This is a genomic window from Massilia sp. SYSU DXS3249, assembly GCF_053668055.1.
In genome coordinates this window covers 248,711-265,610 of record NZ_JBSIPX010000001.1, presented here as the reverse complement: position 1 = coordinate 265,610, position 16,900 = coordinate 248,711, and the positions used below count along the sequence as shown (strand labels likewise).

The following is a 16,900-nucleotide window of genomic DNA, read 5'->3' as shown; positions in this document are numbered from 1 at the left end:
GCTTGCCTTCTGGGCTGGTCGATGCCTATACTCCGCACAGGCGTTCTGTTATCAAACATTCGTTCGATTAACGAACGCGGCCGGCCGGCAGCACGGCCGGCGTATCGCTCGCGATTCCGATCACAACATTGCGGAGACAGGGATGAGTCAACAAGAAGCCACGCTGGTCACCGGCGGCAGCGCCGGCATCGGCCGCGCTATCTGCGAGGCGCTGCTGGCGCAGGGCCGCACCGTCGTCAACCTCGACTACAACAAGCCGGACTGGGGCCACGAACACCTCGTTTCCTTCCAGGCCGACCTGACGCAGCAACAGGAAACGCAGGAGGTCGCGCGCCGGATCACGTCGGCCTATGCCGTCACCGCCCTGGTCAACAACGCCGGCGCCACCCGCCCCGGCACGATCGACACGGCCACGATGGCCGATCTCGACTACGTGGTCGGCCTGCACCTGAAAGCGAGCATCATCCTGGTCCAGGCCGCCCTGCCGGCGCTGCGCGCATCGGGCCGGGGCCGCATCGTCAACATGTCCTCGCGCGCGGGGCTGGGCAAGGCCGAACGCATCGTGTATGCGGCCACCAAGGCCGGGCTGGTCGGCCTCACGCGCACGCTGGCGCTGGAGCTCGGCGGCGATGGGATCACGGTGAATGCCGTGGCGCCAGGCCCGATCGCGACGGAGCTCTTCCGCAAGAGTAATCCGGAAGGCGCGCCCCAGACCAGGCGCATCCTCGACAGCATCGTCGTGGGCCGGCTCGGCACGCCGGACGACGTCGCGCGCGCCGCCATGTTCTTCCTTTCGCCCGACAACGGCTTCGTTACCGGCCAGGTGCTGTATGTGTGCGGCGGCACGACGCTCGGTGTCGCACCGGTTTGACCCGGCTACGCTGCGGGGCCGGGCAAGCGCCCTGCACCCGTGCTTTTCCGTGAACGGGTCCATCCCGTTCGCTTCGCCGGCAAGCGGCATCGTACCGCTGCCGGATTCACCACCCTGGAGACCATTCATGCCACGTTTCGTCCTTGATACCGTCCTGAAGTACCGTACCCGCTCGCTGGCCACCGCTGCGGCCGGCGTCCTGTCGCTGGTCCCCCTGGCCGCGCAAGCCCAGGCTGGCTTTCCGACCAAGACCATCACGATCGTCGTGCCCTTCTCGGCCGGCGGCACTACCGACATCCTGGCGCGCGTCGTCGGACAGTACATGAGCAAGGACCTGGGCCAGACCGTGATCGTCGACAACCGCGCCGGCGCCGGCGGCAACATCGGCGCCCAGGCCGTCGCCCGTGCGGCGCCCGACGGCTACACCCTCCTGATGGGTACCGTGGGCACGCATGCCATCAACCAGAGCCTGTACAAGAAATTGTCCTTCGACCCGATCAAGGACTTCACGCCCCTGTCGCGCGTGGCGCTGGTGCCGAACCTGCTGGTGGCCAATCCCTCGCAACCGTACAAGAACGTGAAGGAAATGATTGCCTATGCCAAGGCCAATCCGGGCAAGCTCACCTTCGGCTCCTCGGGCAACGGCAGCTCGATCCACCTGTCGGGCGAGCTCTTCAAGCAAATGGCCGGCGTCGACATGCAGCACGTCGCCTACCGCGGCAGCGCCCCCGCGCTGACCGACCTGCTTGGCGGCCAGATCGCAGTCATGTTCGACAACATGCCCTCGTCGATCGGACACGTCAAGGCAGGCAAGCTGCGCGCCCTCGCGGTCACCACCCCGCAGCGCTCGCCGGCGCTGCCGGACGTGCCCACCATCGCCGAGGCCGGCGTGCCCGGCTACGAAGCCACGTCCTGGTTCGGCCTGCTGGCCCCGGCCAAAACGCCCGCGCCGGTGGTGGCAACGCTGAACGCGGCCATCCTCAAGGCCCTCGCCGATCCGGAAGTAAAGAGGAAGATGGCGGAGCAAGGCGCCGAGCCGCATGGCGAGAAGCCCGAGCAGTTCGCGGAGTTCATCCGCAACGAGACGGCGAAGTGGGGCAAGATCGTGAAGCAGTCGGGCGCGACTGCGGAATGATCGACAACGCGGGGCCGGAGGCGGCCCGGAACTGGTAAAGCTGTGTTCCGGGCCCTGGCGAATCGCTTCGGCGTTTGTCCCGCGATTCCAGCTGTTAGGGTCCGCGGGCATTCCTGTCTTTATTTCGTCGAGCCCGAAATGCTGCTTGAAAGCTATGCATATTGCATGTGGTAAATTTAATACAACGGCTCCTGGCTGCCTATGATATCTTTACGGAAATTTTATAGGCTTGGAGCATCATGAAAATCGGACTGGCAAACGACGAGAACACCGTCGCCCCGCAACCCACGGTGGCCGAGCACATCGGTGCAGCTGCAAGCGTGGTCAAGTCCTTCCTCGGCCGTTTCGCCCAGCCCCGCAAGTCCGAAGCCTGGCTGTCGGGGTACAACGCTTTTTACGAGGGCGTGAGCGCCAATCCCCATGCGCCCGACACCGAGGCCTGGAAGGAATGGAACCTGGGCAGCAAAGCCTTCGAGCAAGATTTCGAGTGGTGAGCCGGGCTTCGCCCTTCCCCTCTGTTTTCGCCATCCATCCCCACCGCACGCTGCCCATCGCTGCGTGCGCGCAAACCGCATTCCCTGACTGCTGACGATACTCCTCCTGGCTGAGGAGAGAGGCAGGCGCGGCGCTTTCTTCCCTTCGCGTTCCACATGCTTTCGGCCCGGCCGACGCGGGCGGCCTTGCTGCGCGCTGCGCAAGCGCACGCCGCTGTACGATGTCGTGCATGCCGGCGTACCGGCGGCTTGCCGTTGTCAACACGATTGGGGATGGGATGAACGGACGGATGAGCGAACTTCCCGCACTGGCCGGGCTGGCGGCCCGGCGCCGCAGCCTGCTGCTGCGCGTCCACTGCTGGGCGGCCCTGATCGCTTCGCCCTTCATCCTGGTGGCGACGTTGACCGGCCTGGTCTATGTGTTCACGCCCCAGGTCGAAGCGCGGCTGTATGCCCACCTCGAGCGCGTCGAGCCGCGCGGCGCGAGGCTGCCGCTGGACGCGTCGGTGGCGGCGGCGCAGCAGGTCGCCGGCGCCGGGCTCGCCCTGCGGACGGTCACGCCGCCGCATGCCCCCGGCGATCCCGTCCGGGTCGGCTTCGAACCGGCGCAGGCGCACGCAGGCGGCGCACACCATCATGCGCCCGCCGCTGATCCGGCCGCCGCCGCGCAAGGAGCGACGCCGCTGACGGTCTTCGTCGATCCCTACGACGCGCGGGTGCTGGGCTCGCAGGTTCCGGACGAACGTTTCAGCGAGTGGGCGCGCACCCTGCATTCGCGCCTGCTGCAGGGCGAGGGATGGCGCTGGATGATCGAGCTGGGGGCCAGCTGGCTGTTCGTGATGCTGCTCAGCGGCGTCGTCCTGTGGTGGCCTGGGCGCACTCGAGCGTTCCTGCCGCGGCGCGGCAAGACCGGCCGCGCGGCCTGGCGCCAGTGGCATGCCTTTGCCGGCGTGTCGCTCGGCATCCTCAGCCTGGTGATGGTCGCTACCGGCATCACCTGGAGCCAGTATGCGGGCGACCGGGTGCGCCAGCTGCGCGACGCCGCCGGCCAGGCCTCGCCCCAGGTACCTCGGCACTTGCACTCGACGCCGCTCGCGGGCGCCGCATCCCTCAACTGGCAGCAAGCCTGGCAGCATGCGCGCGAGACGGCGCCGGCGGTGGCCATGCAGCTCAGGCCGCCGCAGGGCGCGCAGGGCGTCTGGCGCGCCACCGGCATCGACCGCACCCGCCCCGCCGACCGCTTCGACCTGGTGTTCGACGCCTACAGCGGCCGCACCCTGTACCGCTCAGGCTGGGAGCAGCAGACCGCGTTCGGCAAGGCCACCGCGCTCGGCATCCCTTTCCACCGCGGCGAGTTCGGGATCTGGAACCAGGTGCTGCTGTTCCTGTTCGGCGCGGGCGTGCTGTGCTCGCTGGTGTCGGGCTGGGGGATGTTCTTCAGGCGCAGGCGGGCAGGCCGGCAAGGTGCGCCGCCGCTGTTGCCTACGCTCTTGCCGGCGCTGTTGCCAGGCTCGTGGCGCTCGGTGTCGCCCGTCGCCGTCGCCAGCGCGCTGGCGCTGTGCGCCCTGATTCCGCTGCTGGCGCTGTCGGCCGCCGTCGTGCTGGCGCTGGAGTGGATGATGTCGCGGGGCGACGGCCGGGGCCCGGCCCGGGCCTGATCGGCGCGGGCGCCGGATCGGTGCTCCCTGTCGCCTAGCTGCCCTGGTAGATCAGTACCGCGCAGACGGCGGCGCCGACCGCCAGCAAGCCATACAGGAAGTAGCGCATCGCCGTCGCGAGGCCGGCGACGGCCTTGTTGGCGTCTTCGTTGAGCATGCCGCGCTTGCGGCTGTTATTCATCAGCATCGCGATGAAGACGAAGGTGCCGAACAGGACCAGGACAAATTTCATGCGTAATTGACTAGATAAGGGATCAGATAAGCGATCAGGTGCGTGCCAGCACCAGTGCCAGCGAAATGACGGACAGGAGGCCCGCACCGGCGGCCACCAGCCCGATCGTCGTCATGCGCTCGCGCGCGGTTTCGATGCGGGCGATCAGTTGGGCGTTCTGGTCGGCCAGTTCCGTGATCAGCTTCGACGCTTCGCGCACCTGCCCGTGCAGTTGGGCGATGGTGGCATCCTGCTGCTCGATGCGCGCGGCGAGGATCGCCACGTCTTCGTCGATGGGCGCATGCGCCATCGCTTCGCCCAGGTCGAAACCGGGCTCGGGCACGCCGCGCCGCCCGACCGTTTCCCACAGCCTGCGCGCGCTGCCCGCCACCTGGGGCGCCGCCGCGAGCACCTCGCTCCAGGGTACCGCCTTTAACATCTTGAGCCAACCTGCTGCCGCCATGTCGCATCCTCCGTATGTTCACATTTTTACATTTTCCAATGTACAGAATAACATCGGGCATGCCCTGCCCCCTGCTCGCGGCAGCCAATCGTGCGGCTGACTGTTTTGCAGTACCATGCCTTCCATGTGTGGACGATTTGATCAAAGCCAAACGGCACGGTATTACGCAAGCGTCTTCGGCTGGGCCGATGCGCAGTACGACAGCGAGTCCGTGCCCGCCTTTAACGTGTCGCCCGGCACGTATCGCCCCCTCATGCACATCCAGGACGGAGAGCGCCGCATCGACGACGTGTTCTGGAGTTACCGTGCGAAATGGGCGGAAGGCAAAGTACCGATCACCATCAACGCTCGCCTCGACAAGCTGACCAACCGCTACTGGAGCCGGCTGCTGAAAAACGGGCGCGCGGTGGTCCCGGCCGAAGGCTGGTACGAGTGGACCGGCGAAAAAGGCAAGAAGCAGCCCTGGCACATCCACCGCAAGGACCGCGCCCCGCTGTTCATGCTGGCGCTGGCGAACTTCGGCACCTTTACGGAAAACCGCGCCGAGGCCGGCTTCGTGATCGTCACCGACGATGCCGCCGAAGGCATGCTCGACATTCACGACCGGAGACCCGTCGTGCTCGACGCCGCCGACGCCGCGCTCTGGCTCGACCCCGACCTGCCGCCCGAAGGCGCCCTCGAACTGGCACGCCGCGCCGCCCTTCCGCCCGAAGCCTTCGAGTGGTTCAAGGTCACGCCTGAAGTGAACCGCGCCGGCGCCAACAGTCCGCAGATGGCGCTGCCGATGCCGGAGTAACGTGCCGGCGAAGACCGTTCAAGCCCTTTGCGGGCTGAACGGCCGTGCCATCAATCCATTGCCGTCAGCAGCGCCACCACGCCCATCGATATGCCGATCAGCAGGCCCGCGCGGCTGCGCAGGCGGCGGCCGCGTTCGACGAGTTCCTTGGCGACGCGGCGGCGCGGCCGGCGTCCGCCTTCCGTGCCCGGCTGTGCCGAAGTCTGTTTCCGGTTCATCTCTACTCTGTCCATCGTAGGCTTTCTTTACACTGGCGAATTGAAAAATGGCTGGCGCGCCGCAGCGCGGCAACTGGTCGTTGGGGAATGTGGCCGCGTTCCCGCGGCTCAACAGGAGCAGGCGGATGGGGCCGGGAAGCCGGCCTTGCCCTGGCGCGGGGCACAAAAGAAAACGGCGCAGACCGTGGCCGCGCCGTGGAAGGACGTGAAACTGAACGACTCTTGTTGCTGAATGCGTGACATGCCAGGTACCGTGTTCGATCGGGTGCGCGTGGCCGGCTGACACCGGTCGCCGGGACACCCGCCCCGGCTCGCACCCTGAAAGATTTGATTCTACACGAAGCCCTTGACACATCAATACGCATTTGAACGCAAGGTTTGCGCCGCCTCAAAACGGCGCCAGCAATCGCGGCAAATTGCGTAACGGGCCGGCCGATATCCGCTTGCGCCCCCCATGGGTGCCCTGCGCCGGCCGTAAAAAAACCCGCGCGCCTTGCGGCTGCGCGGGTTTCTCCCGGACTGTGCCGGGAGCGGCTGCCGAGACTGCTTAGTGCTGGTAAGCACCCATGTCGTAGCCGGTGGTCGCGTTACGCGGACGGCCGACGATGTCGGTGGTCGGCGCGTAGGTCGAGATGCCGCGGCCGATCACAGGCGAGCTGGCGCTCGGCTTGAAGTTCGGCATGGCGGCGGTACGCGAGTAGCCGGCCAGCAGCGGATCCGAGGTGATGGTGCCGGTGTGCTTCAGGCCGTTACGGAGCTGCCAGTTGTAGGTCGTGTTCTTGAACACCAGGTTGTTCTTGTAGGTGTTCGCGGTGCCCGTCTTGCCCTGCTCCGAGATGCCGTACTTGTTGTCGTACACGATGTTGTTGTGCACGTGGACGTTGTTCGCGCCGGCCGAGGTGAAGTAATAGTTGCCGCCGCCGACGATGATGCCGAAGACCGAGGAGCTCACCGTGTTGTTGATGATCTTCAGGTTGGTTGCATCGTGCCACAGGTGGATCGCGGCCGAACCGACGCGGTAGACCACGTTGTTCTTGATCGAGCCCGAAGTGCTGTGATAGATGCCCTGGACATAGGTGCAGCCGGCCGGGCCGATGTCGTGCACGACGTTGCCGATGACGTCGCCCATCACGCCCTTGTAGTAGCTGTCGACGCCGATCGCCGAGCCGCCGGCGCTCGAGCAGGCGATGGTGTTGGCGGTATGGTGGACGTGGTTGCCTTCGATGACGTTGTACGAACCGCCGGTGTAGATGCCCAGGGTCCACTTGGTGCCGCTCTGGATCCGGGTGCCGTCGACTTCGAAGCCGATGATGCTGACATAGTGACCGCGGTTGTCCCAGGCGGTCTTGTTGACCGAGCTGGCAGGTGGAACGATCTTGGCGCCCCACTTGGTGGTCGAGACCCAGTAGATGCGCGAAGCCGCGGTGCCGTTACCGGTGGTCTTGAAGCCGCCGGCATAGGTGCCAGGAGCCACGAAGACGGTGGTGCCGGCGCGGGTCGCGGCCTTGGCGGCGCGGGCCAGGGTCTTGAACGGAGCAGCCTTGGTGCCGGCGGCGGTGTCCGAGCCGGTCGGCGAGACATAGTAGTTGTAGGCGGTTGCCGGCAGGGTCGCGTTGCTTTGCACGCTAGGGGTGGCGCTCAGGTCGTCGTAGCCGGTCAGGGTGACCGAGGTCTGGGCGTGGGCGCCGGCAGCGGCGGCGGCCAGGACGAGGGTAGCGACGGCGCGGGCGATGGTGGCTTGCTTTTTCATGCGGATATTTCCTAACGTAAAAAGTTGAAGTACGTAACCTTTGAGCGGAGGAAACTTCCTTAGTTCAATGTTTTCTCAAATAAATTTTCTAGGAGTATCAAAGGGTTAAACACATTTTCCGCTGAGAAATCGAACAATGCGCTGCCCTGCAATTGTTAAATCGACCCCAGCCCCAGCATCCCGATCCCGTACCACGGCCGTGTCCGCCAAGGCGTGGCGGCAGCGTTTCCCGATTCGCCATGCCCAGCACCGGGCCGCGCTACGAGGCATAAAAAAACCCGCGCGGCCTGCCGGCCGCGCGGGTCACTGGACAGGCGGATGCCTGCGGGCTTGCAGCTGGCGCCCGGTGCCGGGATTAGCGCTGGTGCGCGCCGATGTCGTAACCGGTGCTGGCGTTACGTGGGCGGCCGTCGATGTCGGTCGACGGTGCGTAGGTGGCGATGCCGCGGCCGAAGACAGGCGAGCTGGTGCTTGGCTTGAAGACCGGCAGCCAGTAGGTGCGCGAGTAGTTGGCCAACAGCGGATCCGAGGTGATCGTCCCCGTGTGCTTCAGGCCGTTACGCAGCTGCCAGTCGTAGGTCGTGTTCTTGAACACCAGGTTGTTCTTGTAGGTGTTCGCGCTACCGGTCTTGCCCTGCTCCGAGATGCCGTACTTGTTGTCGTACACGATGTTGTTGTGCACATGGACATTGTTGGCGCCGGCGCTGGTGAAGTAATAATCGCCGCCGCCGACGATGATGCCGAACACGGACGCCGTGACGGTGTTGTTGATGATCTTGACGTTGTTCGCGTCGTGCCACAGGTGGATCGCCGCCGAACCGACGCGCGACACCACGTTGTTCTTGATCGTTCCCGAGGTGCTGTGATAAATGCCCTGGACATAGGTACAGCCGGCCGGACCGATGTCGTGCACGACGTTGCCGATGACGTCGCCCATCACGCCCTTGTAATAGCTGTCGACGCCGATCGCCGAGCCGCCCGCGCTGCTGCATGGAATCGTCTTGGCGATGTGGTGCACACGGTTGCCTTCGATGACGTTGTACGAACCGCCGGTGTAGATGCCGAGCGTCCACTTGGTGCCGGCAGCCGTGTTCGCGCCGTCGATGTTGAAGCCGACGATGCTGACGTAGTTGCCGCGGTTGTCCCAGGCGGTCTTGTTGGTCGAATTGGCCGGCGGGACAATTTTCGCGCCCCACTTGGTGGTCGAGACCCAGTAGATGCGCGAAGCGGCCGTGCCGCTGGCCGTGGTCTTGAAGCCGCCTGAATAGGTGCCGGGCGCCACGAAGACGGTCGTTCCTGGACGGGTGGCAGCTTTCGCGGCACGCGCCAGGGTCTTGAACGGCGCGGCCTGGGTGCCGGCCGCGGTGTCCGAGCCGGTCGGCGAGACGTAGTAGTTATAGGTGGTTGCCGGTGTCGTGGCGTTGCCGGTGGCGCCCAACTTTACGCTCACTGCGTCCTGGCCATCGTAGCCCGACATGGTAAAGCCGGTTGCGGCATGGGCACCGGTGGCGCCCAGCGCCAGGATGACGGCGGCTGCAGTTCGGGTGAGTGCGTTTGGACGGACAGCTGAGGCGAAAGAGGTGAAGCTTTTCATCAATGGTTTCCTTACGGTTAGTGCGAAATGCGAAAGGTTTGAGGGCTGGAAACTGCCTAAGTTCAATGTTTCCGGGACATTATTTCCGTGGGTTATCATGGGTACAAATGTAGTTTCCCCATAGCTAATTCTCCACAGCAAACATTGTCTGGTCCGGAAGGTCGGCAATTTCCTTCACGCCCTCCCCTGCACGGACGCAAAAAAACCCGCGCGCCTTGCGGCTGCGCGGGTTGGAAAGGAAAACCCGACCGGGCGGGGCCCGGCGTGGCTCAGTGCTGCTCAGTGCTGCTTAGTGCTGGTAGGCGCCCATGTCGAAGCCGACCGTCGCGTTACGTGGACGGCCGTCGATGTCGGTCGCCGGAGCGTAGGTCGAGAGACCGCGGCCGATCACAGGCGAGCTGGTGCTCGGCTTGAAGTTGGGGAAGGCCGCCGTACGCGAGTAGCCGGCCAGCAGCGGTTCCGAGGTAATGGTGCCGGTGTGGGTCAGGCCATTGCGCAGCTGCCAGTTGTAGGTCGTGTTCTTGAACACCAGGTTGTTCTTGTAGGTGTTCGCGGTACCGGTCTTGCCCTGCTCCGAGATGCCGTACTTGTTGTCGTACACGATGTTGTTGTGCACGTGGACGTTGTTCGCACCTGCGGTCGTGAAGTAGAAGTCGCCGCCGCCGACGATGATGCCGAAGACCGAGGAGCTCACCGTGTTGTTGATGATCTTCACGTTCGTCGCGTCGTGCCACAGGTGGATCGCTGCCGAACCGACGCGGTAGACCACGTTGTTCTTGATCGTGCCCGAAGTGCTGACGTAGATGCCCTGCACGTAGGTGCAGCCGGCCGGGCCGATGTCGTGCACGACGTTGCCGATGACGTCCGTCATCACGCCACGATAGTAGCTGTCGACGCCGATGGCCGAGCCGCCGGCGCTCGAGCAGGCGATGGTGTTGGCCATGTGGTGCACGCGGTTGCCTTCGATGACGTTGTACGAACCGCCGGTGTAGATGCCGAGCGTCCACTTGGTGCCCGAACCGAGCTTCGAGCCATCGACGTCGAAGCCGATGATGCTGACGTAGTTGCCGCGGTTATCCCAGGCGGTCTTGTTGGTCGAGCTTGCAGGTGGGACGATCTTGGCGCCCCACTTCGTGGTCGACACCCAGTAGATACGCGAAGCCGCGGTGCCGCTGGCGGTGGTCTTGAAGCCGCCGGCATAGGTGCCAGGCGCAACGAAGACGGTGGTGCCGGCGCGGGTTGCGGCCTTGGCGGCGCGGGCCAGGGTCTTGAACGGGGCAGCCTTGGTGCCGGCCGCAGTATCGGAGCCGGTTGGCGAAACGTAGTAGTTGTATGGGGTGACTGGCACGGCGGCGTTGGCAGCGGCGGCACCCAGGGCGAGCAGGACGGCGGCGGTATTACGAACGATTGCTTTGGTGCGGATGACTTGCGACTTCATTGAAAAAGTTCCTAACGTTAAAAGTGAATACGTAACCTTTGAGCGGTGGAAACTTCCTAAGTTCAATCTTTTTGAAAATAAATTTCTTAGGAATATCATATACTTAAACCCTGTTTCCTCACGGATACCGAACGGGGCGTCACGACAATTGTTAAATGTTTTGGCGAGCCTGGTCGCCACGTCCTGCCTCGGCCATCGGGACGTTGGTGAGCGTTTGCCGCGTCAGTCCGAGGCGGCAACACGGCACGACGGACAGGCTCCACCTCGCAAGTCCTTCTGGCTCGATGTCACCGCGCCAGCCGCCTTGCGCGCCCCAGCGGTAGCTGGACGGTGGATCGAATGCGATGGCCGAACGCAAAAAAACCCGCGCGCCTTGCGGCTGCGCGGGTTGGAAAGGAAAACCCGACCGGGCGGGGCCCGGCGTGGCTCAGTGCTGCTCAGTGCTGCTTAGTACTGCTTAGTGCTGGTAGGCGCCCATGTCGAAGCCGACCGTCGCGTTACGTGGACGGCCGTCGATGTCGGTCGCCGGAGCGTAGGTCGAGAGACCGCGGCCGATCACGGGCGAGCTGGTGCTCGGCTTGAAGTTGGGGAAGGCGGCGGTACGCGAGTAGCCGGCCAGCAGCGGGTCCGAGGTAATGGTGCCGGTGTGGGTCAGGCCATTGCGCAGCTGCCAGTTGTAGGTCGTGTTCTTGAAGACGAGGTTGTTCTTGTAGGTGTTCGCGGTGCCGGTCTTGCCCTGCTCCGAGATGCCGTACTTGTTGTCGTACACGATGTTGTTGTGCACGTGGACGTTGTTCGCACCTGCGGTCGTGAAGTAGAAGTCGCCGCCGCCGACGATGATGCCGAAGACCGAGGAGCTCACCGTGTTGTTGATGATCTTCACGTTCGTCGCATCGTGCCACAGGTGGATCGCTGCCGAGCCGACGCGGTAGACCACGTTGTTCTTGATCGTGCCCGAGGTGCTGACGTAGATGCCCTGCACATAGGTGCAGCCGGCCGGGCCGATGTCGTGCACGACGTTGCCGATGACGTCCGTCATCACGCCACGATAGTAGCTGTCGACGCCGATGGCCGAGCCGCCGGCGCTGGAGCAGGCGATGGTGTTGGCCATGTGGTGCACGCGGTTGCCTTCGATGACGTTGTACGAACCGCCGGTGTAGATGCCGAGCGTCCACTTGGTGCCCGAACCGAGCTTGGAGCCGTCGACATCGAAGCCGATGATGCTGACGTAGTTGCCGCGGTTGTCCCAGGCGGTCTTGTTGGTCGAGCTTGCAGGTGGGACGATCTTGGCGCCCCACTTCGTGGTCGACACCCAGTAGATACGCGAAGCCGCGGTGCCGCTGGCGGTGGTCTTGAAGCCGCCGGCATAGGTGCCAGGCGCAACGAAGACGGTGGTGCCGGCGCGGGTTGCGGCCTTGGCGGCGCGGGCCAGGGTCTTGAACGGGGCAGCCTTGGTACCGGCGGCGGCGTCGGAGCCGGTCGGCGAAACGTAGTAGTTGTATGGGGTGACTGGCACGGCGGCGTTGGCGCTTGCGGCGAAGGCGGCGAACAGGACGGCGGCGGTACGGAGTGCGAAGGCTTGCTTTTTCATGGGGAAAATTTCCTGGCGTAAAAAGTGAATACGTAACCTTTGAGGGCAGGAAACTTCCTTAGTTCAATCTTTTCGCAGAAAAATTTTCTTCGAGTAACAAAGAAATAAAACATTTATTCCTTTGAAATCGAACAGCGTTCTGATCTATATCGTGTTTGAAGTGGCAACTAAGGTGCCGAGGCCGGTGTCTTACCGTGTGACCAAATAACGCAATCTCTGCGCGGAGACCCCGATGGGCATTTATATGCAACTACGAGAAACGCTGAAAGAAGGCGAGCACTACGCTGGCATCATCCTCGGCAAGGACGGTGCACCCGACCACCACCTGATCCTGCTGCCCGGCGACGCCGCCGACGTCAGCTGGCCCGGCGCGCTCGACTGGGCCGCCACCCAGGGCGGCGAGCTGCCCAACCGGCGTGAGCTGTCACTGTTGTTTGCCAACCTGCGCGAGCAGTTCGTGCGCGAATGGTACTGGTCGTCCGAGCCGCACGAGACACGGGCGCAGCTGGTATGGGGCGAGAATTTCGCCAGCGGCATCCAGACGGTGTACGGCCGGCCATTCCGCGGTCATGCGCGGGCGGTCAGGCGCGTGCCGATCGAGTGAGCTGACTGGCGGCTGGGTTCGCGCCCGAGATTCCGGGGCGACGGGTTGCGCTCGAGATTCTGCACCGGCGTTGGGCCAACCGGCAGCGTATAGGACACGCCGCCGCCACGCGGGCGACTGCCGCCGGCACCCGTCACCGAAGAGGTGCGGCCCCGGACACACCGGGGCCGCGCTTGCTTACATCGATGCCGAACGCGCCTGCGCCGGCGACATGCTGCTGCCTTCCCGGCCGCGGTTGGCGGCCATGACGCCGACGCCGAGCAGCGCCAGGCCGACCACGGTGCCGATCGACGGGCGCGGCATCCAGCGCACCGCCGCGCGCGTGGCGGCGGCCGGGCTTTCGCGTTGCGGGTCCGAGTGGCGCCGGCGTTGCGCGCCGCGGCTGCCGGCTTCGCCCGCGTACAGGGCGACCATCTCGCGCACGAAGGGCACCATGTCCTGCGGGCCGCGGCTGGTGACGAGGTTACCGTCGCGCACCACTTCTTGGTCGAGCCAGGTGGCGCCGGCGTGCACCATGTCGTCGCGCACGCCCGGCCAGGAAGTCAGCGTGCGGCCCGAGAGCAGTCCGCTCGAGGCCAGTACCCAGGGGCCGTGGCACAGGGTGGCGATCGGCTTGTCGAGCAGGTCGAAGGCGCGCACGAAGTCGCGGACCTCCGAGGACTGGCGCAGCAGGTCGGGATTCATGAAGCCGCCCGGAATCAGGAGGCCGTCGTAGTCGCGCGCGCTGACCTCGTCGACCGTGAAGTCGACCGGGATCAGGTCGGCCGGCATGTGCATGTTCATCCCGCGAATCTTGCCCGAGCGCAGCGAGATGATGTCCACCTGCGCGCCCGCCATGCGCAGCGCCGCCACCGGCGCCGTCAATTCCACCTTCTCGAAGCCGTCCGCCGCCAGTACGGCGATGCGTTGTCCCATCAGTTTCCCGCGTCCTGCCATGGTGTCCTCCCTTGAGCGATGTGAGCAGGAAGTCTACCGAAACAGGCAGGGAGGCCGCGTACGGTTCACGTGGCGTCCCGGCGCCGCGGCCGGCAAGGCGAAAGCGTGGCGAAAAGGTGGCGAAGCTGCGGGGCACGGCGACATTGCCTACGATGAGAGCCCCGCACAGGCCGCTGCACGACGGCCCATGACAGCCGCTGCGGGGCAGCGAGGGACAGCGCCGAATCCACCGGCACTGCGCCACCGCGGCAGGCCCGCGCCTCGGACCCGCCCTCCCCCGGATCAGCGCGCCGGCACGTTCGCGCGCCCGATCGGCTCCTCGACATTGGCCAGGAACCAGGCGGTCGCCGTCATCACCGCCACGTGGCGGCGCAGGTTCTCCGGGTCGACCTTGTCGAGCGTGTCGGCCGCGGTATGGTGGTAGTCGAAATAGGTCGAGGTGTCGAGCAGCGGCGCGAAACTCGGCACGCCGGCGCGCTCGAGGCCGGACAGGTCGCCGGTCGAGAGCGCATCCTCGCGCCGGAACAGGCCGGCGCCGATCGGGTGCAGCGCCGCCTGCAGGGGCGCGAACAGGCGGCTCGAGGTCGCCGGCACGCTGGCGCGCAGGCCGAACGGGCGTCCGGCGCCGTTGTCGCTCTCGATCGCGCCGATGTGACTGGCGGCATTCGCCTCGTTCGCCGCCAGGTAGGTGCGCGCGCCGCGGGTGCCGTTTTCCTCGTTCATCCAGGCGATCATGCGGATCGTGCGGCGCGGGCGGTAGTCGAGCTTTTTCAGGGTGTCGAACACGGCCATGGCGCTGGCCACGCCCGAGGCGTCGTCGTGGGCGCCGGTGGCCAGGTCCCAGGAGTCGAGGTGGCCGGAGACGATCACCACTTCGCCGGCCTTGTCGGTGCCCGGCCAGTCGGCGATCACGTTGAAGCTGTCGGCGTCGGGCAGGTTTTGCGGCGTCAGCACCAGGCGCATGGTGAGCGGGCCGCGCTTGGCCAGGCGGCGCATCAGCATCGCGTCCTCGACCGACACGGCCGCGGCCGGGATGCGCGCGCCGTCCTGCAGGCCGGTATTGCCGGTATGCGGCAGGCGGTAGTTGGCGCCGCCGACCGAGCGCACCAGGGCCGCCGCCGCGCCCAGCTCGGCCGCCATGCGCGGACCGTTGGAGCGGTAGTTCGACCCCTGGCCATAAGCCTGGCCGGCCAGTCCGCGCTCGGCCATGCCCTGGTCGAAAGGCACGTCGAACAGCACGATGCGCCCTTTCACCTCGTTCGCGCGCGCCTTGAGTTCGTCGAAACTGGAGACCACGACCACCTGCGCGCTGAGCCCCTCGGCCGGTGTGGCGCCCGAGCCGCCGAGGGCGGTCAGGACCACGCGCTGGCTGATGCCGGCCGGGCGGCCCCGGTACTCGACCAGTTCGCCGGTTTCCAGGCCGCGCACCCAGTGCGGCACCTTGACCGGCTGCAGCGTGACTTTCGCGCCCAGCTTGCGCATCGCCTCCGCCACCTGCGTCACCGCCGCGGCGGCGCCGGCCGAACCGGACAGGCGCGGGCCGATCAGGTCGGTCATGTCCGCCATGCGCTCCCAGGCGTAGTCGCTCGCCATGGCGGTGTCGCGGATCTTCGCCAGCGCGGCCGGGTCGTTGCCGGGGCTGGCGGCCTGGACGCTGCCGATGAAGAGCGAGGCCACGGCCAGGCCGAGGGCGTGCGCGTGGGCGAATGAGCGGAGGCGGTTCATGCGTTCTGTCCTTCGATGGTTTCGAGAAAGAGAACGATAGCGCATTCGGCAACGTTTGGCTGTCTTTACACTCCGGTGACGCCATCCCGTCGCGACGCAAACAAAGGCCTTAGGCAGGCACCAAGCGTACTAAAGTGATCTCCGACGGCGCCCCGAAGCGCTTCGGCGGCCCCCAGTAGCCCGTGCCGCGGCTGGTATAAACCCACAGCCGCTCCACCCGGTGCAGCCCCGCCACGAAAGGCTGCTGCAAGGGCACGAACAAATTCCAGGGGAAGAACTGGCCGCCGTGGGTATGGCCCGACAGTTGCAGGTCGAAGCCGGCCCGGGCCGCCGCCGTGGCGCTGCGCGGCTGGTGCGCCAGCAGCACCTTGACGGCCGCGTCGCGCGGCGCCCCGGCGAGCGCGGCCTGCGGGTCGCTGCGGTGGGACGGATTGAAATGGTGGGCCGAATAATCGGCCACGCCGGCAATCACCAGCGACGCGTCGCCGCGCCGGCGCAGCACGTGCCCGTTGAGCAGCACGGTCAGGCCCAGGCGCCGCACCTCGGCAATCCATTCCTCGGCGCCCGAATAGTACTCGTGGTTGCCGGTCACGAAAAAGGCGCCGTCCGGCGCACTCAGGCGCGCAAGCGGCTCGGTATGCAGGGCCAGGCGCTGCACGCTGCCGTCGACCAGGTCGCCGGTCACGGCGATCGCATCGGCCTGCAGCGCGTTGACGCGGTTGACGATGGCGTTCAGGTAGGCGCGCTTGATCGTGGGGCCGACGTGGATGTCGGAAATCTGGGCGATCGAATAGCCGTGCAGGGCCTCGGGCAGGCCGGCGATCGGCACGTCCACCTTCACCACGCGCGCCACCCGGCGTGCGTTGACGAAACCGACGAAGCTCACCACCAGCGCCAGCAGCGGCACGGCGACGGCGCTCCAACCCGTCACGTCGGCACTCCCGAGCCCGCCGATCCAGGCCAGCAGCAGGACGATGTCGCGCAGGAAGGTCAGCACGAATAAGGAGGAAAACAGGCCCATGGCCAGCAGGCCCATCCAGCCCAGCTGTTCGGACCAGCGGCGCCGGCGCAGGGAGGAGGACATCAGCCCGACCGGCACCAGCAGCAGCGTGGAGAGCAGCAGCACGACGGTCAAGGCCAGCAGGACCGGGCGGCCCATGCCGATGTCGGGCAACAGGCGCACGCCCAAATAAACATGCAGCAGGACGTGCAGGGCGAGGACGACGAAGAGCTTACGGCTGGCCGACATGGAGATCCAGGGTGGGAAAGGTCACCCGAAACAAGATGGGGCGGCCACGGCGGTCTGCAAGGGCAACCGCCGATTGTTACAGGCCCAGTACCACTTGTAATAATCTGTATTAGCTGATGAATGCCGTGGCGGCCTTCGCTATAGTGTACTCATGCCCCGGCGTCACA

Annotated in this window: 16 protein-coding genes; 6 read left to right on the top strand and 10 right to left on the bottom strand. The window is 65.8% G+C overall.

Going from position 1 to position 16,900, the window contains the following annotated elements:
• Positions 1–142 precede the first annotated feature (142 nt).
• The 4 genes from ACWCIA_RS01190 (at position 143) to ACWCIA_RS01175 (ending at position 4,158) form a co-directional block, all read left to right on the top strand.
• Positions 143–871, top strand: coding sequence for an SDR family NAD(P)-dependent oxidoreductase (locus ACWCIA_RS01190; protein WP_454160171.1), 729 nt, complete (start codon positions 143–145; stop codon positions 869–871).
• Positions 872–998: 127 nt separating this feature from the next.
• The gene (locus ACWCIA_RS01185) at positions 999–2,006 is read left to right on the top strand and encodes a Bug family tripartite tricarboxylate transporter substrate binding protein (protein WP_454160170.1); all 1,008 of its coding nucleotides are present in this window, start codon (positions 999–1,001) and stop codon (positions 2,004–2,006) included.
• Between the two features lie 239 nt (positions 2,007–2,245).
• Positions 2,246–2,500: a hypothetical protein gene (locus ACWCIA_RS01180; protein WP_454160168.1), complete on the top strand. Its 255-nt coding sequence runs from the start codon at positions 2,246–2,248 to the stop codon at positions 2,498–2,500.
• A 290-nt stretch (positions 2,501–2,790) separates the two neighbouring features.
• Entirely contained in the window at positions 2,791–4,158 is a 1,368-nt protein-coding gene (locus tag ACWCIA_RS01175; RefSeq protein ID WP_454160166.1) for a PepSY-associated TM helix domain-containing protein, read from the top strand.
• Between the two features lie 34 nt (positions 4,159–4,192).
• Here ACWCIA_RS01175 and ACWCIA_RS01170 read toward each other — a convergent pair whose 3' ends face one another.
• Positions 4,193–4,390, bottom strand: a complete 198-nt coding sequence (locus ACWCIA_RS01170; RefSeq protein WP_454160164.1) for a hypothetical protein — start codon at positions 4,388–4,390, stop codon at positions 4,193–4,195.
• Positions 4,391–4,424: 34 nt separating this feature from the next.
• A complete protein-coding gene (locus tag ACWCIA_RS01165) occupies positions 4,425–4,832 on the bottom strand; it encodes a hypothetical protein (RefSeq protein ID WP_454160162.1) in 408 nt (135 codons plus the stop codon).
• A 115-nt stretch (positions 4,833–4,947) separates the two neighbouring features.
• On the opposite strand from ACWCIA_RS01165, the gene ACWCIA_RS01160 reads away from it, so the two are divergent.
• Positions 4,948–5,628 carry an SOS response-associated peptidase gene (locus ACWCIA_RS01160; protein ID WP_454160160.1) on the top strand — a complete coding sequence of 227 codons (681 nt, stop codon included), beginning with the start codon at positions 4,948–4,950 and terminating at the stop codon, positions 5,626–5,628.
• Positions 5,629–5,678: 50 nt separating this feature from the next.
• On the opposite strand, the gene ACWCIA_RS01155 is transcribed toward ACWCIA_RS01160, so the two are convergent.
• The 5 genes from ACWCIA_RS01155 to ACWCIA_RS01135 form a co-directional block, all read right to left on the bottom strand.
• Positions 5,679–5,846 (bottom strand): hypothetical protein, encoded by a 168-nt coding sequence (locus ACWCIA_RS01155; RefSeq protein WP_454160158.1) that lies wholly within the window; start codon positions 5,844–5,846, stop codon positions 5,679–5,681.
• A gap of 547 nt (positions 5,847–6,393) precedes the next feature.
• Positions 6,394–7,596, bottom strand: a complete 1,203-nt coding sequence (locus ACWCIA_RS01150; RefSeq protein ID WP_454160157.1) for a choice-of-anchor Q domain-containing protein — start codon at positions 7,594–7,596, stop codon at positions 6,394–6,396.
• Between the two features lie 355 nt (positions 7,597–7,951).
• A complete protein-coding gene (locus ACWCIA_RS01145; RefSeq protein WP_454160155.1) occupies positions 7,952–9,190 on the bottom strand; it encodes a right-handed parallel beta-helix repeat-containing protein in 1,239 nt (412 codons plus the stop codon).
• Between the two features lie 289 nt (positions 9,191–9,479).
• Positions 9,480–10,628, bottom strand: coding sequence for a right-handed parallel beta-helix repeat-containing protein (locus tag ACWCIA_RS01140; protein ID WP_454160154.1), 1,149 nt, complete (start codon positions 10,626–10,628; stop codon positions 9,480–9,482).
• A 457-nt stretch (positions 10,629–11,085) separates the two neighbouring features.
• Complete coding sequence (locus ACWCIA_RS01135) at positions 11,086–12,219, bottom strand: right-handed parallel beta-helix repeat-containing protein (RefSeq protein ID WP_454160152.1); 1,134 nt, start codon at positions 12,217–12,219, stop codon at positions 11,086–11,088.
• Between the two features lie 244 nt (positions 12,220–12,463).
• Here ACWCIA_RS01135 and ACWCIA_RS01130 point away from each other — a divergent pair, with 244 nt between their 5' ends.
• Positions 12,464–12,823 (top strand): DUF1566 domain-containing protein, encoded by a 360-nt coding sequence (locus ACWCIA_RS01130; RefSeq protein ID WP_454160150.1) that lies wholly within the window; start codon positions 12,464–12,466, stop codon positions 12,821–12,823.
• A 177-nt stretch (positions 12,824–13,000) separates the two neighbouring features.
• On the opposite strand, the gene ACWCIA_RS01125 is transcribed toward ACWCIA_RS01130, so the two are convergent.
• The 3 genes from ACWCIA_RS01125 to ACWCIA_RS01115 form a co-directional block, all read right to left on the bottom strand.
• Complete coding sequence (locus tag ACWCIA_RS01125) at positions 13,001–13,738, bottom strand: type 1 glutamine amidotransferase domain-containing protein (protein WP_454160149.1); 738 nt, start codon at positions 13,736–13,738, stop codon at positions 13,001–13,003.
• Positions 13,739–14,041: 303 nt separating this feature from the next.
• Positions 14,042–15,484: a M20/M25/M40 family metallo-hydrolase gene (locus ACWCIA_RS01120; protein WP_454160147.1), complete on the bottom strand. Its 1,443-nt coding sequence runs from the start codon at positions 15,482–15,484 to the stop codon at positions 14,042–14,044.
• A 109-nt stretch (positions 15,485–15,593) separates the two neighbouring features.
• Complete coding sequence (locus ACWCIA_RS01115; RefSeq protein ID WP_454160145.1) at positions 15,594–16,733, bottom strand: metallophosphoesterase; 1,140 nt, start codon at positions 16,731–16,733, stop codon at positions 15,594–15,596.
• Positions 16,734–16,900: the final 167 nt, after the last annotated feature.

Excerpts from the sequence above, each read along its gene's own strand:
- ACWCIA_RS01125 (WP_454160149.1), bottom strand. The coding sequence starts at position 13,738 with ATGGGACAACGCATCGCCGTACTGGCGGCGGACGGCTTCGAGAAGGTG.
- ACWCIA_RS01180 (WP_454160168.1), top strand. The coding sequence starts at position 2,246 with ATGAAAATCGGACTGGCAAACGACGAGAACACCGTCGCCCCGCAACCC.
- ACWCIA_RS01130 (WP_454160150.1), top strand. The coding sequence starts at position 12,464 with ATGCAACTACGAGAAACGCTGAAAGAAGGCGAGCACTACGCTGGCATC.
- ACWCIA_RS01115 (WP_454160145.1), bottom strand. The coding sequence starts at position 16,733 with ATGTCGGCCAGCCGTAAGCTCTTCGTCGTCCTCGCCCTGCACGTCCTG.
- ACWCIA_RS01165 (WP_454160162.1), bottom strand. The coding sequence starts at position 4,832 with ATGGCGGCAGCAGGTTGGCTCAAGATGTTAAAGGCGGTACCCTGGAGC.
- ACWCIA_RS01185 (WP_454160170.1), top strand. The coding sequence starts at position 999 with ATGCCACGTTTCGTCCTTGATACCGTCCTGAAGTACCGTACCCGCTCG.
- ACWCIA_RS01155 (WP_454160158.1), bottom strand. The coding sequence starts at position 5,846 with ATGAACCGGAAACAGACTTCGGCACAGCCGGGCACGGAAGGCGGACGC.
- ACWCIA_RS01140 (WP_454160154.1), bottom strand. The coding sequence starts at position 10,628 with ATGAAGTCGCAAGTCATCCGCACCAAAGCAATCGTTCGTAATACCGCC.
- ACWCIA_RS01190 (WP_454160171.1), top strand. The coding sequence starts at position 143 with ATGAGTCAACAAGAAGCCACGCTGGTCACCGGCGGCAGCGCCGGCATC.
- ACWCIA_RS01150 (WP_454160157.1), bottom strand. The coding sequence starts at position 7,596 with ATGAAAAAGCAAGCCACCATCGCCCGCGCCGTCGCTACCCTCGTCCTG.
- ACWCIA_RS01170 (WP_454160164.1), bottom strand. The coding sequence starts at position 4,390 with ATGAAATTTGTCCTGGTCCTGTTCGGCACCTTCGTCTTCATCGCGATG.
- ACWCIA_RS01160 (WP_454160160.1), top strand. The coding sequence starts at position 4,948 with ATGCCTTCCATGTGTGGACGATTTGATCAAAGCCAAACGGCACGGTAT.
- ACWCIA_RS01175 (WP_454160166.1), top strand. The coding sequence starts at position 2,791 with ATGAGCGAACTTCCCGCACTGGCCGGGCTGGCGGCCCGGCGCCGCAGC.
- ACWCIA_RS01145 (WP_454160155.1), bottom strand. The coding sequence starts at position 9,190 with ATGAAAAGCTTCACCTCTTTCGCCTCAGCTGTCCGTCCAAACGCACTC.
- ACWCIA_RS01135 (WP_454160152.1), bottom strand. The coding sequence starts at position 12,219 with ATGAAAAAGCAAGCCTTCGCACTCCGTACCGCCGCCGTCCTGTTCGCC.
- ACWCIA_RS01120 (WP_454160147.1), bottom strand. The coding sequence starts at position 15,484 with ATGAACCGCCTCCGCTCATTCGCCCACGCGCACGCCCTCGGCCTGGCC.